This is a genomic window from Vibrio hannami, assembly GCF_029589055.1.
Taxonomy (GTDB): domain Bacteria; phylum Pseudomonadota; class Gammaproteobacteria; order Enterobacterales; family Vibrionaceae; genus Vibrio; species Vibrio hannami.
This window is the reverse complement of the sequence record NZ_JARQZP010000007.1, coordinates 443,518-462,420: the sequence shown is the minus strand read 5'-3', so window position 1 is coordinate 462,420 and position 18,903 is coordinate 443,518. Positions and strand designations below refer to the sequence as shown.

Below are 18,903 nucleotides of genomic sequence, written 5' to 3'. Positions count from 1 at the left end.
TGCCCCAACTTAGTGCGTTCTGCACAGTCCCTAGCGTATTTTCAATGCCTTTAGAGCTTATCCAATTGAAATAAAAGTTATTTTTTCTGGCATCCTTCCTGCTTAAAACTTAGATAGTTCAATGTCATAAGCACAAGGAGGCTAGGATGTTTATACTGCTTTCAACTATCGTTTCTGCGTTGATCCTTGGGTTGATGTACCACTATTCTCAGACAAGACAGCTTGATTACAAACGTAAGTACGAACTGGTCGCTAGCTTAAGACAGCTTGTGAACCACTGTCGACAGCACAGAACCCAAACGCATATGGCACTCCTGGGTAATACTGCCGAAAATGATCAAATAAAGTCGATTGAAAAAAATACCCATCAGCTAATAAGAAAAATCGTCGAGGACGCCAGTTTTGACGATAAACCGACCTATCGTATTTTGCAAAAACGTTTCGAAAATCTTTCTGCTGAATGGCACGAAATGAGCGTAAGTAAAAACCAGATGGCACATGGCAAAACGATCAGACACTGCCTTTTTTTAATCGATGAGATTATGCTGGTGTGGTTGTTAGAAAAAGAGCATTCGGATTTAAACGATACCTATAACGATACCTGGCAGTTGGTTATCGATACCCTAGAGTCACTAACACAATTTCGAATAGCCATTCAAAACATCGATACTGAAAGTGATAGTCACCAGTTAAGAATGCAGGCTACCAGGTTAAACCGAAAGCTCAATAAGCTATCTCTGCTTAACCCTATGGTATATAGCGCTCCAATATCTGTTCACGCCAGAACACAACTTACAGCACTATCGAGTGAGTCTGAAACGTCCCGTACACAAGCTGAGTTGTACAAGATATCTTCCGACGTGTCACTGGTTATCTTCTACGCATATGACCAGGTATTAGAGAGTGTCGCCGAAATGTTTTATCAACCACTCCCCAAACTGGTAAAAACAGCCTGAATAAAAAACAATTAGAGCCCGTTACCGGGCTCTAATTGTTGCAATTGACGTCAGTTCGTTCAACGATTAACTATCATCTTCCGTAAAATCGGTAGGCAGCGTTTTCTTCATTTCGTTCCAAATTTCTGCACTCGCCAGACCATACTGTCGAATAACCAGAGGTAACTTTTCACGCTCTCCGGATTCACAAACTGCCAGTAGCTCTTTATAAAAGTCTAATGCCAGCTCTCGAGCTTGAAGATTTGAGAAGTAGTAGTTACCCACTCGATCGTATAGCTTTTTAATTCCATTAAAGATGAGACCGTAAATTTGGTTACCGGAATGGAAAGCTAATCGTTGGAACAACATATAATCATAGAAATTGAAGGTTTTCGCCAACAAATCCGTTTCGCGTTCTTCACCACTCTTTTCGTTGTCTTGTTTGATGCTCTGTTGTAGCTTCTCAGAATATGGCGATTGCTCAATAAAGCTATCCCAGCTATCTGCATTCATCAGGCTTTCACACGATTCGATCACATTCTTGATCGTACGCTCAGAAGTTTCTTTATTGGCTTTAAATGCGTAACGCATGAAAATTGGGCTGATATTAGTACGAGCTGCAAGCAGATCTTCAACAATACCGGTTGCGTTATCAGTATCCAACGTCATCAAGGTATCGAGAATATGAAGACTGGAGGTCTCCATAAACTTATTTACCTTGGTTGGCTTACCATGCTGGATAGTTAGCCAACCATCCCTTGCAAGACGTTGTAGCACTTCACGTAGAGTTGTTCGGGTAACACCAATAAGTTCTGATAGTTCCCTTTCTGCAGGGAGGATTGAGCCAGGTGCGAAACGACCGTTCCAAATACTTTCAATAATATATTTTTCAGCGAAACCTGCTGGGCTCTTTGCCTTGATCACCATGTAGTGAGATATCCAGTTATGTTTTTAAGAGGTCTAATTAACTCATCATACCACTAGTTCCCATGAACGAAAACCAACCAAACACCATCCATCGCCGTTCAACTCTGATAAAAACGTTTACAATCGGTACAACATCTCTGAGCTGACAGCGATGTAAAAGCAATTCAAGGTCAGTTATCGATGAAATAAAAATGTAAACTAACGTTCCACCATCCTATCTCTTCCAATAAACCTATAAAACGCCTGATACACAACAAACCGATAGCGTGATGTAACAGGTAAAAACAAAGATTGAAGGGCATTTTTGTAAGCAATTATTTCAATACGTGCTATCCTAGCTCGGTTTTTGTGTGAGCTTTATACAAAATCTATAACCAATAGGATCTATGTTTCTTAAAAGCAACAAAATCAGTTATTTAGGATTTATAGAGCAACGGACTGTAAGTTTCATTAATACTAAGAGTAATAACAATGCCGATGACACTCGGAAACGCTTTTGTTAAGAACTTTCTTGGCAAAGCGCCAGACTGGTACAAAGTTGCCATTATCGCCTTTTTGATTATTAACCCAATCGTATTCTTTTTTGTAAACCCCTTCGTAGCTGGCTGGATGCTTGTTATCGAATTCATTTTCACCCTAGCTATGGCACTTAAGTGCTACCCTCTTCAGCCTGGTGGTTTACTAACAATACAAGCGGTCGCCATGGGAATGACATCGCCACATATGGTGATGCACGAATTGGAAAACAACCTAGAAGTATTACTACTGTTAGTATTCATGGTTGCTGGCATCTACTTTATGAAGCAGTTGCTTCTGTTTATCTTCACTAAGATACTGCTTGGCATCCGTTCTAAAATTATTCTGTCTGTCGCATTCTGCTTTACTGCTGCATTTTTATCAGCGTTCCTGGATGCGTTAACTGTAATCGCGGTTGTTATCAGCGTTGCTGTAGGTTTCTATTCCATCTATCACAAAGTGGCATCAGGGAAAGGTCATAACTCTTCCCATGACCACACAACCGATTCACACCTGTCGGAACTTACTCGTGAAGACCTTGAAAACTACCGTGCATTCCTACGTTCTCTGTTAATGCACGCTGGTGTAGGTACAGCACTTGGTGGGGTAACCACTGATGGTAGGTGAGCCTCAAAACCTGATTATTGCAGATCAGGCAGGGTGGCTATTCGGTGAGTTTATTATTCGTATGCTGCCTGTTACCTTACCAGTATTTATCTGTGGCCTTATCACTTGTGCGCTTGTAGAAAAGTTCAAGGTATTTGGTTATGGCGCAGAGCTGCCTGAGCATGTTCGAAACATTCTTGTAGATTACGATAACGAGCAGAAGAAACAGCGCACGAATCAAGACGTTGCTAAGCTTTACGTACAGGGAGCTATTGCTATCTGGCTTATCGTTGGTCTTGCTTTCCACCTTGCAGCCGTTGGTTTGATTGGTCTTTCAGTTATTATTCTGGCAACTGCATTTACTGGTGTAATCGAAGAGCACGCTCTGGGTAAAGCGTTTGAAGAAGCCTTACCATTTACAGCACTTCTTGCCGTTTTCTTTGGTGTTGTAGCAGTAATCATCGACCAGCATCTGTTTGCACCGATTATCAATGCAGTACTGGCCATGGAAGGTGGCCAACAGCTAAGCATGTTCTATGTTGCGAATGGCTTATTATCCATGGTATCCGATAACGTATTCGTTGGTACGGTATACATCCATGAAGTTAAAGCTGCACTACTTGATGGAGTTATCACTCGCGACCAATTCGACTTACTTGCTGTAGCTATTAATACAGGTACTAACCTGCCATCCGTTGCGACGCCAAACGGTCAGGCTGCATTCCTGTTCTTGTTGACCTCGGCACTTGCTCCACTTATCCGCCTTTCATACGGCACAATGGTTTATATGGCACTTCCGTACACCATCGTCCTTGCGGTAGTTGGTCTATTCGGTATTTCTTACCTTCTGGATCCTATGACTATGTGGATGTATGACATCGGTATGATCAGCCACCACGTAGCTGATGCCGCGGCTGGAGCAGTAAGCGCAGGACAACACTAAAGCTGATATCTATTTTTCAGATAAATAGTGTTGATTATTGAACGATATATGTATAAAAAGCTCTGAGTATTCAGAGCTTTTTTTATTCAGGACGAATTGCAGTGAACATTTTCTCTTCTATCAAAGCCTTTTCCCAATCACGTCTCTCTTGGGCACTTTTACTACTATTTGTAGTATTTTTTACTGGTTGTGCCGTAGTTTTCCAGCATGTGATGAATCTGGCACCCTGTGTAATGTGTGTTTATGAGCGCATTGCTATGCTGGGCATTGGCGCTTTTGCTATCGTTGGAGCCATTAACCCTAACTCAACAATTTTAAGATGGATTGGTTTAGTTGGATGGGCAGGATGTTCATATAAGGGGCTGATGCTGTCTCTGGAGCATGTTCATTATCAGACATCTATCTTTGCAACTTGTGAAGCTCTAACCCTGCCTTCCTGGGCTCCACTGAACGTCTGGTTCCCTCAATTCTTCGAAGCGCCGGGTGACTGTAGTGAAATCGCCTGGGAATTCCTGACACTTTCTATGCCTCAGTGGCTGGTTGTAATCTTTGCTGGTAACTTACTAGCAATTGGTGTGATTGCCCTATCTCAGTTTGCTAAAGGTAAATAAGGCAATTTGTCAGTGGATAGCAATATCAAATATACTTGCTTCCCTACATGAGCATGCTGTCAATCTCGTTCCCACGCTCTGCGTGGGAATACCTATCAGATTCAACTTTGTCAATTGGAGTATAAACTTTTACTGAACTTATTTACTTTGTTTTTAGTAGCTTATTTAGATTCCTTCAACTACTGTATACATTACCACGCAGAGCGTGGGAACGAGGGACATTAGAATCAGGTATTTGATTATCGGCAATGTTACTTCCCACAACACTGCTTAAACTTCTTCCCGCTCCCACATGGACAGGCATCATTTCTACCAACGTCTTTGAACGGATTAAGAGCCTGGGCTTTTGCACCAACCATTAACTCGTCGGCAGCATGAGCCACTTCGTTGATCATCACATCAAGCTGCGGTTTCAAATCTTCAAGATACGGCGGATTATCGATTCCGGCCAGAGACATCTGTTCTCGCGTTTGCTCCTCATCAACAGCCAGCATCAGAGCCGTTAAAAGCCCCTGCAGCATCCTTAACGCACCATCTCCTAACTCAGCATCCTGATATTGCTGCTCCACGACAGGCCACACTGTCATAAAGCCCTCTGCGAAATCTGCCAAATCTTCAGCGGGGAGTTCGGTCACTGAAGCGTATTCAGCTCTCTGGAGCAGGTTGTGCTGCTTATTAATATGCGGAACCAGCATCGCTTGAGCTTCCTGCGAATCCAACCCGATCAGCTCAACCCATGATTCAGGTTCCAACGGCTTTACAGCAAAATTTGACGCTAATACAGCACCCTCAAGAAACAGCGCAGACTCACCCTGCCACTCTTCCGGTAATACAATCAGTTCCATCAGGAATCTCTCTTAAACAATTTATCGGCATTATACCGACATGACCCTGCTATTTTACAGTGACTTTTAAGCAATCACACAATACAATCTCGCCTCCCAATCTCGGATGCTCCGAGTAAGATAAAACGGTGTGAGTAAGTCAATGCGAGTAATATTAGGCCCAATGGAGGGCGTTCTGGATCATTTAATGCGTGAACTCTTAACAGAGATAAACGACTACGATCAGTGCGTCACCGAGTTTGTCCGCGTAGTTGACCAACTTCTGCCCGAGAAATCCTTCTTCAAGCTGTGCCCTGAACTAAAGCAGGGTTCAAAAACTCGCTCTGGGACTCCAGTATATCTACAGCTTTTAGGTCAGGATCCCGATTGGATGGCTGAAAATGCCGTAAGAGCCGAGTCACTGGGCGCTGCAGGTATTGACCTTAACTTCGGCTGTCCAGCCAAAACCGTTAACCGCAACAAAGGCGGAGCCGCTCTGCTTCAGCACCCTGAACTTATCCATCAGGTTGTTGCATCTTGCCGAAAAGCGGTTGATAACTCTGTACCTGTTTCAGCAAAAATCAGACTTGGCTGGGAAAGCCCAGACGAATGCTTTGAGATTGTCGATGCTATAGAAAAAGCCGGTGCCGATGAAATTACTATTCATGCCAGAACCAAATTCGGAGGCTATAAAGCTGAAGAAATAAAATGGGAATATATCGGCAAGATTAAAGAAAGAACCTCGATACCAATTATCGCTAACGGAGAGATCTGGGGTTATCAGGATGGTCAGAACTGCATTGAAACTACAGGTATCGACTCGCTAATGGTATGCCGTGGTGCCTTTAACATTCCAAACCTGGGTAATATGGTGAAATACAACCACCAACGTATGCCCTGGAATGATGTTGTCGATCTACTTTTACGTTACTCAGAGCTTGAAATGGAAGGTGATAAAGGCCTTTATTACCCCAATCGAGTAAAACAGTGGTTAGTTTACTTACGAAAAGAGTATACCGGCGCAGACGAACTGTTTAGAGCCATACGTAAATTCAAAAAAGCTGCCCCAATCGTCGAACATATCGAAGAATATAAGGCAGCCTGCGCTAAATAGCTATACAACTACCTGGTTTTTGCCGGACGTTTTGGCAATATAGAGCCTCTCATCGGCTTCTTTAAACTGCTTTGAAAACGAGACCCTGTCTTTGGCTAGTGATACTGAGATACCACCCGAAATAGTAAAGCCATTCGACAGGGCTTGCGAGGCATTCTCAGTGACAATTAACCTGACGCGCTTTAGTACATCCGTCATCGCTGCACTGTCGTCGCCTCTTAAATAAACGACAAACTCTTCGCCACCAAACCGGGCAACAATATCCGACTCGCGAACACTTTCCTTAATCCGGTCAGCCACATAACAAAGCACTTCATCACCTTTATCATGCCCATAGGTATCATTTATTTTTTTGAAATCATCAATATCATATACCCCGACAGCAATGTATTTATGTCTTGTTGGCAGCTCACAATGCACCTCTAACCCCCGACGGTTCCATAAACCAGTCATAGGGTCTTTTTCTGCTAGCTCTTTAAAGTAGCGGTTTTCGATGCGTGATTGAAAATAAAACATCGCAATAATGGCGATAACTAACAGTGTTAAGACCGTTAGTAAGCTTTCCTGGAGATCAATAAATCCGCGGTATACCTCCCGCTTTAAATCAAAATCATAATAAAATGCGTGAGAAAAATTCACCCCACTGGCATTGATCTTATGAACATGCTGAGCATTCTTAGGCAGCGGTGTAGTGCTTAAGTTTATGATTCGATACTGATGGCTTCGCCAGGAACTAGTACGTAGTAGTTTCTCTATACTGACTTCGACAACGACAGCCCCATAATAGGTATCATCTGAGGCGATAGGGCTGGATAGCGAAATATAGCTCCCGGGCATAAAGTCCCAATGGTATGGCCCTAACACCGTAATCTTATCGGCATTGTTCGCCGTCTTACTCCAAAAAGGTAAATCCGTAACGCTTAAGATGGTCAGCTTATCAATTTTCTTAGCCAACGCTTCTGGCGATGTGATGGTGTATTTGCTAGCAGACACATAATGAACAGCATCGATATGAGTATCTAGGTCATGCAAAAAAGAGATGACAGGAGCTATAGACACTCTCTGCTTTGCTATACGAAAAAGTGGTGACCCTGTCTGACAAAGGCTCTGAGAGCCCAAAACCATATAATCTAAATCCACAGATAGAACAAAGGAAGAACTATCCCCTCGCTTTTTCTCCTCCATAACAGGCCAGGCTCTGCATACTCCGTCATCCATCTCTACTTGATGATGTAATACACCGGTTTCTTCTGGCTCCGCCTGATGAAATAACTGGCTGGATATATTGTAATCGAGGGATGAAACTATTTTTACAGAACGTGCTAAAGACGACTCGAGCTGCTCGAACTCACTTTGAATCTCTAACTGAGTCCGTTCTATGTAGTTATGGACCAGTAGCAACACAAAGGCCAATGCAAAAACCACCGGCACTGTTACAAACCATCTTTTATTGATTGTACGTTTTTCAAATAAGCCAAGCCTTGTACCTAAGTGTGATGCGCGAATACGATACAAAGCTGGCCTGCGATTTTGGTTATTAAGATGTAACCTTCAAGATGCGAGCTTGCAGAGGATCGAGTTGCAGTATTAGTTCACCATTATTGAAAGAATAGCGTTCATCGTCAATCAGTGAGCCTATTTGCCCTTGCTCCATACCAAGTTTCCAGAGAGGAATCTCAACTTCACGACTTTTTAACCCAAACACCACTATCGTTTTTTCATCGCCCAACACCCTAGCGAAAGCCATATACTCTTCTGTGGCGTCTAACAACATAAAAGCACCACGTTGAAGCTCAGGGCAAGTTGTCCTTATGCTTATTAACTGTTTAAAGAACGAAAGCCAATCACTGCTTTCGACTCGTTCCCATGGAAAACAACGACGACAGTCTGGATCGCCTCCGCCTTCTAGTCCTACTTCGGTACCATAGTAGAGACATGGTGTGCCAACATAAGTAAATAGAAGACTGGCAGCTAGCTTCATTTTCTTTTCATCGCCATCTAACAATGTAAGGAAACGAGAAGTATCATGGCTGTCGAGTTGGTTAAGCTGTGACAATTGGTTCTTCCAGGGCAGTTTTGCCTTGCTTTCAAGCAACCAGTTACTAAGTTCCGGAATCGACAATGAGATCGGGTCATAGGCAATATCACACTCAGCAAGAAACGCCCTTACCGGATGAGCAAAGCCATAATAGTTCATTGCGCCATCTTCCTGATCACCCTGAAGCCATTGCGTCGCCTCAAAAAAGTGCTCGCCAAGAACATAAGCAATGGGGTTTTCCTGCTTCACGGCTTTCCTGAACTCCGAGACATAGTGGGCATTGTTGACAGCACCCTCTCCTTCGCCAAGCATATGTATCACATCAAAACGCCAACCATCAATGTGATACGGGGCTTTAAGCCAATGACGGATAACAGAATCATCATCCTGATAGATTTTGTTTTTTAGCTGTGAATTGTTGAAGTTCAGCACTGGTAACGAGTCGATCCCCTTCCAACCGGAATAGTTACTTGATTCGCCATCGAACAGGTAGTAATCACGATATTCCGAGTCGGGGTGATGATAAGCTCCCTTACCGTTAGTATCGTTGATATCAAACCACTCGTTGCTTACCGAGGTATGGTTGACAACAGCGTCCAGAATAACGCGCATATCGCGTTGATGAATCTCTTTACTTAACTCAGCGAACTCCTCATTAGTACCAAAACCCGAATCAACCTTGTAGTAATCATTTGTGTCGTATTTGTGATTGGTGTGAGAAGCAAATATTGGGTTTAGGTAAAGTGCCGTTACCCCTAGCTCCTGAAGGTAATCCAGCTTGCTACGGATACCTGCCAAATCACCACCGAAAAACTCACGGCTGGCGGAACCGTCGTAGCTTCCCGGTAACTCTCCCCATTGCTTTGATACCTTCTCATACTCACGTTCACCAACTTTAATGGTCTCTGTTTTAGGAGAAATGGCCGGATTTCCATTACAGAAACGCTCAGGGAAGATCTGATAGAAGACTTGCTCAGAGACCCATTCTGGCGGCTCATTCACCGTATTCACCTTAAAATGGAATTCTCTACCAGGCATCCGTTTCTGAACACCTCGCGCATCCAGCCAGTACTGTTCTGACTCCTCTACCAGCTTAAACAGGTAATGGGTAACATCTCTGTCTTGATTTTTCTGAATCGGGCTTTCCAGACCTTAAGACGCCCCTCCATACCAACATAGTTCATGTCAGTCATGTACTCTTCGTTATCTGGTTCCGAGCGAAGTTGGACTTTAGAGTAAGAATTAGCTTCGGTCTTCAACACCACTTCAAAAAATTCACCATCGAATTTCAAACCATCATTGGTCTGAGAATGAAAAGCAAATGGTAGGGACATTGGCCGCTCCTGTTGGCATAAAAAAGAATCAGCTTAATTTTAGGCCACATTGCACAAATAAAAATCCCCCTGAAATTCAGGAGGGATCACAGTTGGTAGTATGAGCTTTGGGGCGTAGATTTTGATTTAAATGTCAGTTAATTAACCTAAAAGCAAACTATCATCTGCCAGCTCTTCACCACGCACTTTAGAGAACATCTCAAGCAGATCAGGAACTCCCATATTTGCACGCTGCTCGCCCTCTACATCCAGTACAATTTCGCCCTGATGAAGCATCACGGTACGGTCACCCACCGCAAGCGCATCTTTCATCGAGTGAGTTACCATCATTACCGTTAGATTAAATTCTTTGACGATGGTTTTGGTTAGGTCAATAACAAACGCAGCCATACGTGGGTCAAGTGCCGCTGTATGCTCATCCAATAATAAAAGCTTACTATCTGAAAGTGTTGCCATTACTAGGCTAACTGCCTGACGCTGACCACCTGAAAGCAGGCCAATATTATCTCCAAGGCGGTCTTCAAGGCCTAGGCCAAGAATGCTAATGCGCTCCTGGAAGATCTTTCGGCGCTTGGACGAAAGAGAATGATGCCAGCCACGTTTATGACCACGGCGATATGCCAGAGCCATATTCTCTTCAATCGTAAGATCGCCACATGTACCAGCCAAAGGATCCTGGAATACTCGTGCACACTGTGCAGCGCGTTGATGTACAGGCATTTTTGTTACGTCCATATCATCGATACGAACGTGACCACCTACCATTGGTGTTTCGCCGGTAACCGCACCGAGCAACGTCGACTTACCAGCACCGTTTGAACCAATTACCGTTAGAAACTGATGCTCAGGAACTTCAAGGTTGACACCTCTAAGTGCTCGGTTTTCTAGAATAGTGCCAGGGTTGAAAGTAACCTGAATGTCTTCTAAATAAATCATGCTACTTCTCCTGACTTCTGAGCCGCTTTACCGCCTTTTTTGGCCTGCATATTTCCTTTTAATTTTGGCGCAATAAGAGCCACCGCAACCAGTACTGCCGTTACAAGGTTTAGATCCGAAGCCTGAAGGCCGAACATACCTGTGCTTAGTGCAAACGCGACGGCAAGACGATACAGAACCGAGCCCACAATAACCGCAGTTACTGCAACCCAAATCTTTCTTCCCGGGATAAGCGTCTGACCAAGAATTACCGCAGCCAGGCCGACAACAATGGTACCTGTACCAGAAGTTACATCTGCGAAACTGTTCGTCTGTGCAAATAGAGCACCTGCGAAACCGACAAAACCGTTAGAAAGTGCCAGCGCGAAATACGTGTAAAAGCCCGTGTTTGCACCTTGTGCTTTTACCATACGGGCATTAACACCTGTAGCACGTAAGCCAAGACCAAAATCACTATTAAGGAGACGGACAACAAACCACGCAGAAACAAGAACCAATATGCCTACCACCAGCGGGCGAACATACATAGAGTCACCCATTGCTTCAAATGGCGTTAGGATGGTATCTGAACCCAACAACGCAATGTTTGGTCGTCCCATGATTCGGATATTGATAGAGAAAGCCGCGATCATGGTTAAGATAGAGGCCAATAGATGCAGGATACCGCACTTCACAGCAAGAAATGCTGTTACCCAACCGGTAGCTGCAGCAGCAATAATCGCCATAACTGTAGCAACCCAGGGTCGATTCCAGCGACAATCGCTGTTGCGGCAACGGCGGCTCCCATTGGGAAACTGCCATCTACCGTCAGATCCGGAAAGTCCAACACTCGGAAAGTCAGGTATACACCAAGTGCAACCAGACCATAAATTAACCCTATCTCAAGAGCACCAAAAAATGCGAAAGCAGACATATTTACTCCTCTTCTGCTTAAAAACCGACCTTAAAATAAGGTCGGCTTATTCCGGCGAACTAAATAGTTAGCCGAAGATGTTTCTTATTTTACTTCTGTTGCGCGGTCCATAACGGACTTAGGAATTGCAATACCTAACTTGTCTGCAGCAGTTTTGTTGATAATAAGGTCAGAACCTTTTGCAACTTTTACTGGGATATCACCAGGTGCCTGGCCTTCCAGAATAGCAGCTACGTAATCCGCAGTTTGAACACCAATCTGGTAGTAATCAAAGCCAAGAGCCGCAATTGAACCTGCATCGATATATGTAGTTGTCGCAGCAAATACTGGCGTCTTCGCTTGATTTGCAGCGATAGTCATACCTTCGATTGCACTCGCAACTGTGTTATCGATCATCGCATAGATGATGTCAGACTTAGCAGAGATAGCCTGAGTCGCGCTCTGTACGTCTGCACTTTTCAGTGCTGTAGATTCTACAAGCTCAATGCCTTTTGCCTGAGTTGCTTCTTTCAGTAGAGACAGCAGGCTCATTGAGTTTGCTTCACCCGGGTTGTAAACCACACCAATAGTTTTTAGTTCTGGCATGATCTCTTTCATTAGGTCAACGTGCTGGACGATAGGAGAAAGGTCAGAAAGACCAGTTACGTTCTTACCTGGCTTTTCAGCGTTAGAAACAAGTTTTGCACCTACAGGATCAGTAACGGCGGTAAATACAATTGGGATGTCCTTAGTAGCAGAAACCAGCGCCTGTGCTGTTGGCGTTGCGATACCAACCAATACGTCCGGACGCTCACCTACATACTGGCGAGCGATTTGTACTGCAATAGCAGGGTTACCCTGAGCAGTTTTAAAATCGAAGTCCAGGTTCTTACCTTCTTCATACCCTTTTGCTTTCAAACCATCTAACAGGCCCTGGCGAGTTGCGTCCAGTGCAGGGTGTTCAACGATTTGAGATACAGCCACTTTAGCTGTTTTTGCAATAACCCCAGTAGATGCCATAAGCGCTACGCCTGCTAATGCAGCAGTAGCAATAATTCTGCTTGCCTTCATCTTGACTCCTTGATTAGCAATTTATTCTAGTTTCAATATTGTGTTGCAAAATAATTATCTTTTAGTTTGTACGTATTTCTTTACGCATGCGTCAACATTATTACCATTATCTTTCAAGAATGGAAGATAGTTTTAAATATTATTCTGTAATTTGATGGGTAGGATAGATGGATATAGGGTGACGGGTGACGGGTGACGGGTGACGGGTGACGGGTGACGGGTGACGGGTGACGGCAGGTTCTTAAAACAAAAAAGCGCAAAGGTCAAACCTTCACGCCCTTATAACCCGTAACCTGTAACCTGTAACGACTCTAACTAAAACCACCTCTCTAATGCGTTCCTGTCTAACTGACGGAATGCCCTATTAAGAATGACCGCAAGCTCTTTATATCTTGGTCGGGGTTTCGCAGGTTCGAGGGCGTAGCCGCTTTCCAGTATTTTTTGGTGCAGTTCGTGATACCAGCCTGCCAAAGCCGGTGGTAATTTTGTGTTAGAACGGTTACCCAGCCACCACATCCCCTGCAAAGGAAGACTTATAGCAAACAGAGCAACAACAATTGCCTGTGGCATAGCATGATAGTTCTGGAATGACATCTGGATAAGAATGCTAATAGCTGCGACCGCTGGCATCACTTTCACACCAAAGCGGGTGGCTTTTATTATCCGGTTTTCAGGAAAGATAGGTGAGAGTTCCTTTCTTTGGGGCCAGATATCCATATATTTTTGCCCATCTCTAAAATAATGGACCAAACCAGTCTTGTTATTCATTCCGACCTCACATTCAAAAAAAGTTTAATCATTCAAAAAACTCAGCAAAAATTTGATGAATGTTATTATTTCTCAAATTTTTTTTGTTATAATGGCTCATTATCGTTATTCTTTGCGAGCCCACAATATCATTGTTGCTGTAACTTACAATATTGGCAAATTTATGATGGTTGATGCAAGGATTGCAAACATGAATGCGAGTGGCATTCACAGTTCTCAACATTAAGGATAATGAAGTATTATTGACATAGAGTAGCCTGGGGCTCCCCCGTTTGGGCTATTCTACTGACTAATTTTCACCCTTATACAGACGATCAAACAGGTATTTAACCATGTCTAAGCTAGTTTTAGTTTTAAACTGCGGTAGTTCTTCGCTTAAGTTCGCTATCGTTGACGCAACAAATGGCGACGAGCATCTAACAGGTCTTGCAGAGTGTCTGCACCTTCCTGAAGCACGCATCAAGTGGAAACTTGACGGTAAGCACGAAGCACAGCTTGGTGAAGGCGCTGCACACGATGAAGCTCTTTCTTTTATCGTAGAAACTATTCTTGCTTCTAAGCCTGAGCTTTCTGAGCAGCTTAAAGCTATCGGCCACCGTGTAGTTCACGGCGGTGAAAAATTCACACAATCTGTACTGATTGACGATGCAGTACTAAAAGGTATTGAAGACTGTGCAACTCTAGCTCCTCTTCACAACCCAGCTGCTATTGTTGGTATCAAGGCTGCACAAAAAGCATTCCCTGGTCTACCAATGTCTGCTGTATTTGACACAGCATTCCACCAGACTATGCCTGAAGAAGCGTTCCTATATGCACTTCCATACGATCTGTACAAAGAGCACGGTATCCGTCGTTACGGCATGCACGGTACTTCTCATCTATTTATCGCTCGTGAAGCAGCTGAGCGTCTAGGTAAGCCAGCAGAAGAATTAAACATCATCAACTGTCACCTTGGTAACGGCGCATCAGTTTGTGCAATCAAGAACGGTAAATCAGTAGATACTTCTATGGGTCTGACTCCACTAGAAGGCCTGGTAATGGGTACTCGTTGTGGTGACATCGATCCTGCGATCATCTTCCACCTACACGACGCGCTTGGTTACTCTGTTGAAAAAATCAACACAATGCTAACTAAAGAGTCTGGCCTTCAGGGTCTAACTCAGGTGACTTCTGATTGTCGTTTCGTTGAAGACAACTACGGTGAAAAAGAAGAAGCAACTCGTGCAATGGACGTGTTCTGTCACCGTCTTGCTAAGTACGTTGCTGGTTACAGTGCAACTCTTGAAGGTCGCCTTGACGCTATCGTATTTACTGGTGGTATCGGTGAGAACTCTGGCCCAATCCGTGAGATGGTTCTTAACCGTCTTGGCGTATTCGGTATCGAAGTAGATGGTGAAGCTAACCTTAAAGCTCGCTTCGGCGGCGAAGGTGTGATCACTACTGAAGAAAGCCGCATCCCTGCAATGGTTATCTCAACTAACGAAGAGTTGGTCATCGCTGAAGACACTGCAAAACTAGCAGGTCTGTAAGAATAAAAATTAACTGGCTAACGAAAGTTAGCCAGTTTTGTATTGGGGCTCGTCACTCGCCCTCACGTGATTAGAGCTGAATCTAATATCCAAAGGTACTCAACAAATGTCCCGTACTATTATGCTTGTGCCTATCAGCGCTGGTGTTGGTCTAACCAGTGTTAGTTTAGGTGTTATCCGTGCTATGGAACGTAAAGGTGTTAGCGTTTCATTCTTTAAACCAATTGCACAACCACGTCACGGTGGTAATACACCGGATCTGACTTCTACAATCATCGAAGCTAGCAGCGACATGAAAACAGCGGCTCCAACGCCGATGCATGATGCTGAATCTCTTATCGGTAACGAGAAGATGGATGTGCTGCTTGAGTCAATCGTTGAACGTTACAACCAGGTAAATGATGCTGACGTAACGCTAATCGAAGGTCTTGTACCAACTCGTAAGCACCCGTTTGCAAACCAGGTAAACCAGGAAGTTGCTAAAACTCTTGGTGCTGAAATTGTATTCGTCGCAACTCCAGGCACATACAACGCGTCTCAGCTTCGTGAGCGTATTGAACTGGCTGTATCAAACTTCGGTGGCGCTAAGAACAAGAACATCTCTGGCGTAATCATCAACAAGCTAAACGCACCTGTAGATGAAGCTGGCCGTACTCGTCCTGATCTTTCTGAGATCTTCGATGATGCAGACGCAGCAACACAAGCTGACGTTAAAGCGATGGAAATCATCAATACAAGTCCAATCCGCGTACTAGGTTGCGTGCCATGGCGTATTGATCTAATCGCTACTCGTGCTATCGATATGGCGAAGCACCTTGGTGCAAACATCATCAGCGAAGGTGAAATGTACAAGCGTCGTATTAAGAGCATCACTTTCTGTGCACGCTCTGTACCACACATGGTTGAACATTTCCGTCCTGGTTCTCTGCTGGTAACTTCTGCAGACCGTCCTGACGTAATCGTTGCTGCTGCACTTGCTGCAATGAATGGTGTTGAGATTGGTGCACTACTTCTTACAGGTGGTTACGACCTTCCTGAAGAGATCCAGAAACTATGTCAGCGCGCATTTGACACTGGTCTTCCAATCTTCCAGGTTGAAGGTAACACTTGGCAGACTTCTCTAAACCTACAGAGCTTCAGCCTTGAAGTACCAGCAGACGATAAAGAGCGTATCGAATTCGTTAACGATCACGTTGCTGGCCATATCGATGGTCCTTGGATTGACTCTCTGACTGAAGGCACTCAAGGCGTTCGTCGTCTAAGCCCACCAGCATTCCGTTACCAGCTAACTGAGTTTGCTCGTAAAGCAGGCAAGCGTATCGTACTTCCTGAAGGTGACGAACCACGTACAGTTAAAGCTGCGGCTATCTGTGCTGAACGCGGCATCGCGACTTGTGTGCTTCTGGGCAACCCAGATGAAATCAAACGCGTAGCAGAACAGCAAGGCGTAACTCTGGGTTCTGGTGTTGAAATCATCGACTCTGATGCAGTACGTGAAAACTACGTTGCTCGCCTGGTAGAACTTCGTGCTAAGAAAGGCATGACTGAAGTTGTTGCTCGCGAGAAACTAGAAGACTCAGTATTCCTTGGCACAATGATGCTAGAGAATGATGAAGTTGACGGCCTGGTATCAGGTGCGGTTCACACAACAGCGAACACTATCGTTCCTCCATTCCAGATCATCAAGACTGCACCAGATGCATCTATCGTATCTTCTGTATTCTTTATGCTTCTACCTGATCAGGTACTGGTATACGGTGACTGTGCGATCAACCCAGATCCAACAGCAGAACAACTTGCAGAGATCGCAATCCAGTCTGCTGAATCTGCAGCTGCATTCGGTATCGACCCTCGCGTTGCTATGATCTCATACTCTACTGGTGAATCTGGTAAGGGTGCAGACGTAGATAAAGTACGTGAAGCAACGAAACTTGCTAAAGAGAAGCGTCCTGATCTTGTAATCGACGGTCCTCTACAGTACGACGCTGCAATCATGGAAAACGTTGCTGCTTCTAAGGCACCAAACTCTCCTGTAGCTGGTAAAGCAACGGTATTCGTATTCCCAGATCTGAACACTGGTAACACAACTTACAAAGCGGTACAGCGTTCTGCTGACCTTGTGTCTATCGGCCCAATGCTTCAGGGTATGCGTAAGCCAGTTAACGACCTGTCTCGTGGTGCGCTAGTAGACGACATCGTATATACAATCGCGCTAACAGCTATTCAGGCTGATAACGCTTAATCTTTGAAAGATTAACAATCTATATTATGCCAGGCACATCGCCTGGCATTTTTTTTGCTTGAGTATAAGGAGTAACACTCTCATTGCCGCCGGCAACACAATTACTTTCCCCAATGGGCCATTAAATGAAGAAACTTATTACAGCAATACTATTGTCCGCTATACCTTGCTTTTCTATGGCAGAAATCGAGGAAGATAAAATTAAACATTTTGGGTATAGCACTGCAATTGGGTTTGCAACAAACACGGTAACTCAGCGATGGACTACAGCATTTGGAATTTGTGCTGCTGTAGGAGCATTTAAGGAAGTGTATGACGAAAAAGATTACGGTGGGGCTAGTGCTGAAGATTTCGCTTATGATCTGGCTGGGTGTGCGTTAGGGGTGGGGTTAAGTGAAGTAACAGGGCTAAAAATTGCCATCATACCCAATAGAGGTTTAGATGGTGCATCAATGGCAATTAACTTTGATTTCTAACTATGCTAACTAGCCTTTGGTTCAACACCAAAGGCTATATTGCTTTTATTCTGTACTTAGCCTTGAATACCAACAATCAACCATGGCGCGTTTGGTACCGTTAGATCTCGTTCAAGGTGCCAGATATCTTCGATATCTTCTTCAATGCCCTCAACCGCATCACGGTAACGACCACTAAACTGAAGGCTTAGCTGCGCTTTTTGTGAATCGTAGTCAGCTCTCACAATTTCAGCGTCGACATACATAACATCGGTATGCTGCTCACCTTGTAGCTTTGCTCGTTCACTTTTTAGCTCTTCAAACAGTGCTGGTGCCACGTACTCTTCAATGGTGTGAAGTTCGTTATGGTTCCAGGCGCCCTGCAAAATACGATAATGCTCACGAGAACCATTAATAAATGCAGCCTGATCAAATCCTGGCGGATAGTTATGTGGCACATCACTATGGCCATGGCTACCAAAACCGCCTGCCGCTCCCTGAGGTTGTTCAAAACTCTGGAAGTTCGATTGCTGCTGTTGCTTTTGCTCAAACGGGTTCTGGTTCATGCCTGAGTACGAATGCTGAGACTGATTCATACTTCCCTGCTTAGCCCCTAACATGCCACGCATAAACTTAAACGCGAAGTATGCGATCAAACCAATAATCAGGATATCCAGGAACTGAACACCATCAAAAGCGCCACCAAAGAATGCCGCAAGCAGGCCACCAGCTAATAAACCACCAAGCAAGCCGCCCATCAGGCCTCTTTTAGCACCTGCATTTTGGGTTTGATCCTTTTTGATTGAGTTGGTGTTCTGAGTCGTCTGTTTTGGTGCAGGCGCTGTCTTAAAGCTCTTGCCAAAAGATTTACCTCCGCCAAACTTTTTCGCCTCAACAATAGGTGATGTTGTAATGGTAAACATGAGTAATGCCACCATCGCAAAAATACGTTTCATAACCTTCCTTCACACTAGACTAGTAATTATCTTATTAGATTTATCTGACTATATAGTCATACGTTCCATAAATAAATTCGGCCTCTTATTTACATTGTTTCAGAATGTTAATAAGTGCTTTATCAATGACGGAACACATCCACTACCCTACCATAGATACTCTCTTATGTATAAGAGGTGATAGCGGTCTCTTGACGGTTAATATT

The 18,903-nt window shown here is 44.2% G+C and carries 13 protein-coding genes and 3 pseudogenes; 7 read left to right on the top strand and 9 right to left on the bottom strand.

Going from position 1 to position 18,903, the window contains the following annotated elements; translation table 11 throughout:
* Nucleotides 1–146 precede the first annotated feature (146 nt).
* On the top strand, nt 147–956 hold the full coding sequence (locus P7F88_RS16535; protein ID WP_277826444.1) for a hypothetical protein: 810 nt from the start codon (nt 147–149) through the stop codon (nt 954–956).
* 66 nt (nt 957–1,022) lie between these two features.
* On the opposite strand, the gene fadR is transcribed toward P7F88_RS16535, so the two are convergent.
* Complete coding sequence (gene fadR / locus P7F88_RS16530) at nt 1,023–1,862, bottom strand: fatty acid metabolism transcriptional regulator FadR (protein ID WP_277826442.1); 840 nt, start codon at nt 1,860–1,862, stop codon at nt 1,023–1,025.
* Nucleotides 1,863–2,333: 471 nt separating this feature from the next.
* On the opposite strand from fadR, the pseudogene nhaB reads away from it, so the two are divergent.
* Nucleotides 2,334–3,927: pseudogene (nhaB, locus tag P7F88_RS16525) on the top strand (Na(+)/H(+) antiporter NhaB).
* Between the two features lie 101 nt (nt 3,928–4,028).
* Nucleotides 4,029–4,538, top strand: coding sequence for a disulfide bond formation protein DsbB (dsbB, locus tag P7F88_RS16520; protein WP_277826440.1), 510 nt, complete (start codon nt 4,029–4,031; stop codon nt 4,536–4,538).
* Between the two features lie 251 nt (nt 4,539–4,789).
* On the opposite strand, the gene P7F88_RS16515 is transcribed toward dsbB, so the two are convergent.
* A complete protein-coding gene (locus P7F88_RS16515; RefSeq protein WP_277826437.1) occupies nt 4,790–5,383 on the bottom strand; it encodes an SEC-C metal-binding domain-containing protein in 594 nt (197 codons plus the stop codon).
* 142 nt (nt 5,384–5,525) lie between these two features.
* Between P7F88_RS16515 and dusC the strand changes: the two genes are divergently transcribed.
* Nucleotides 5,526–6,476, top strand: coding sequence for a tRNA dihydrouridine(16) synthase DusC (gene dusC, locus P7F88_RS16510; RefSeq protein WP_277829206.1), 951 nt, complete (start codon nt 5,526–5,528; stop codon nt 6,474–6,476).
* Here the strand turns inward: dusC and P7F88_RS16505 are convergent, their stop codons facing one another.
* From P7F88_RS16505 to yfbV, 6 genes and pseudogenes are all read right to left on the bottom strand, one after another.
* A complete protein-coding gene (locus tag P7F88_RS16505) occupies nt 6,477–7,991 on the bottom strand; it encodes a GGDEF domain-containing protein (protein WP_277826435.1) in 1,515 nt (504 codons plus the stop codon). It abuts the gene before it with no gap.
* 22 nt (nt 7,992–8,013) lie between these two features.
* A pseudogene (gene malZ, locus P7F88_RS16500) lies at nt 8,014–9,848 on the bottom strand (maltodextrin glucosidase).
* 141 nt (nt 9,849–9,989) lie between these two features.
* On the bottom strand, nt 9,990–10,784 hold the full coding sequence (locus tag P7F88_RS16495; protein WP_277826433.1) for an ABC transporter ATP-binding protein: 795 nt from the start codon (nt 10,782–10,784) through the stop codon (nt 9,990–9,992).
* Nucleotides 10,781–11,697 (bottom strand): annotated as a pseudogene (locus tag P7F88_RS16490) (ABC transporter permease). Before P7F88_RS16490 ends, P7F88_RS16495 begins: the two are co-directional and overlap by 4 nt.
* An 84-nt stretch (nt 11,698–11,781) precedes the next feature.
* On the bottom strand, nt 11,782–12,747 hold the full coding sequence (locus P7F88_RS16485) for an ABC transporter substrate-binding protein (RefSeq protein ID WP_277826431.1): 966 nt from the start codon (nt 12,745–12,747) through the stop codon (nt 11,782–11,784).
* Nucleotides 12,748–13,062: 315 nt separating this feature from the next.
* Entirely contained in the window at nt 13,063–13,515 is a 453-nt protein-coding gene (yfbV, locus tag P7F88_RS16480; RefSeq protein ID WP_277826429.1) for a terminus macrodomain insulation protein YfbV, read from the bottom strand.
* A gap of 332 nt (nt 13,516–13,847) precedes the next feature.
* On the opposite strand from yfbV, the gene P7F88_RS16475 reads away from it, so the two are divergent.
* The 3 genes from P7F88_RS16475 to P7F88_RS16465 all read left to right on the top strand — a co-directional run bounded on the left by P7F88_RS16475 (nt 13,848) and on the right by P7F88_RS16465 (nt 17,762).
* Nucleotides 13,848–15,044, top strand: a complete 1,197-nt coding sequence (locus P7F88_RS16475) for an acetate kinase (protein ID WP_277826427.1) — start codon at nt 13,848–13,850, stop codon at nt 15,042–15,044.
* A 106-nt stretch (nt 15,045–15,150) separates the two neighbouring features.
* On the top strand, nt 15,151–17,286 hold the full coding sequence (gene pta / locus P7F88_RS16470) for a phosphate acetyltransferase (protein WP_277826425.1): 2,136 nt from the start codon (nt 15,151–15,153) through the stop codon (nt 17,284–17,286).
* Nucleotides 17,287–17,411: 125 nt separating this feature from the next.
* Nucleotides 17,412–17,762 carry a YfiM family lipoprotein gene (locus P7F88_RS16465; protein WP_277826423.1) on the top strand — a complete coding sequence of 117 codons (351 nt, stop codon included), beginning with the start codon at nt 17,412–17,414 and terminating at the stop codon, nt 17,760–17,762.
* 56 nt (nt 17,763–17,818) lie between these two features.
* Here the strand turns inward: P7F88_RS16465 and P7F88_RS16460 are convergent, their stop codons facing one another.
* On the bottom strand, nt 17,819–18,697 hold the full coding sequence (locus tag P7F88_RS16460; protein WP_277826421.1) for a Tim44 domain-containing protein: 879 nt from the start codon (nt 18,695–18,697) through the stop codon (nt 17,819–17,821).
* Nucleotides 18,698–18,903 lie beyond the last annotated feature (206 nt).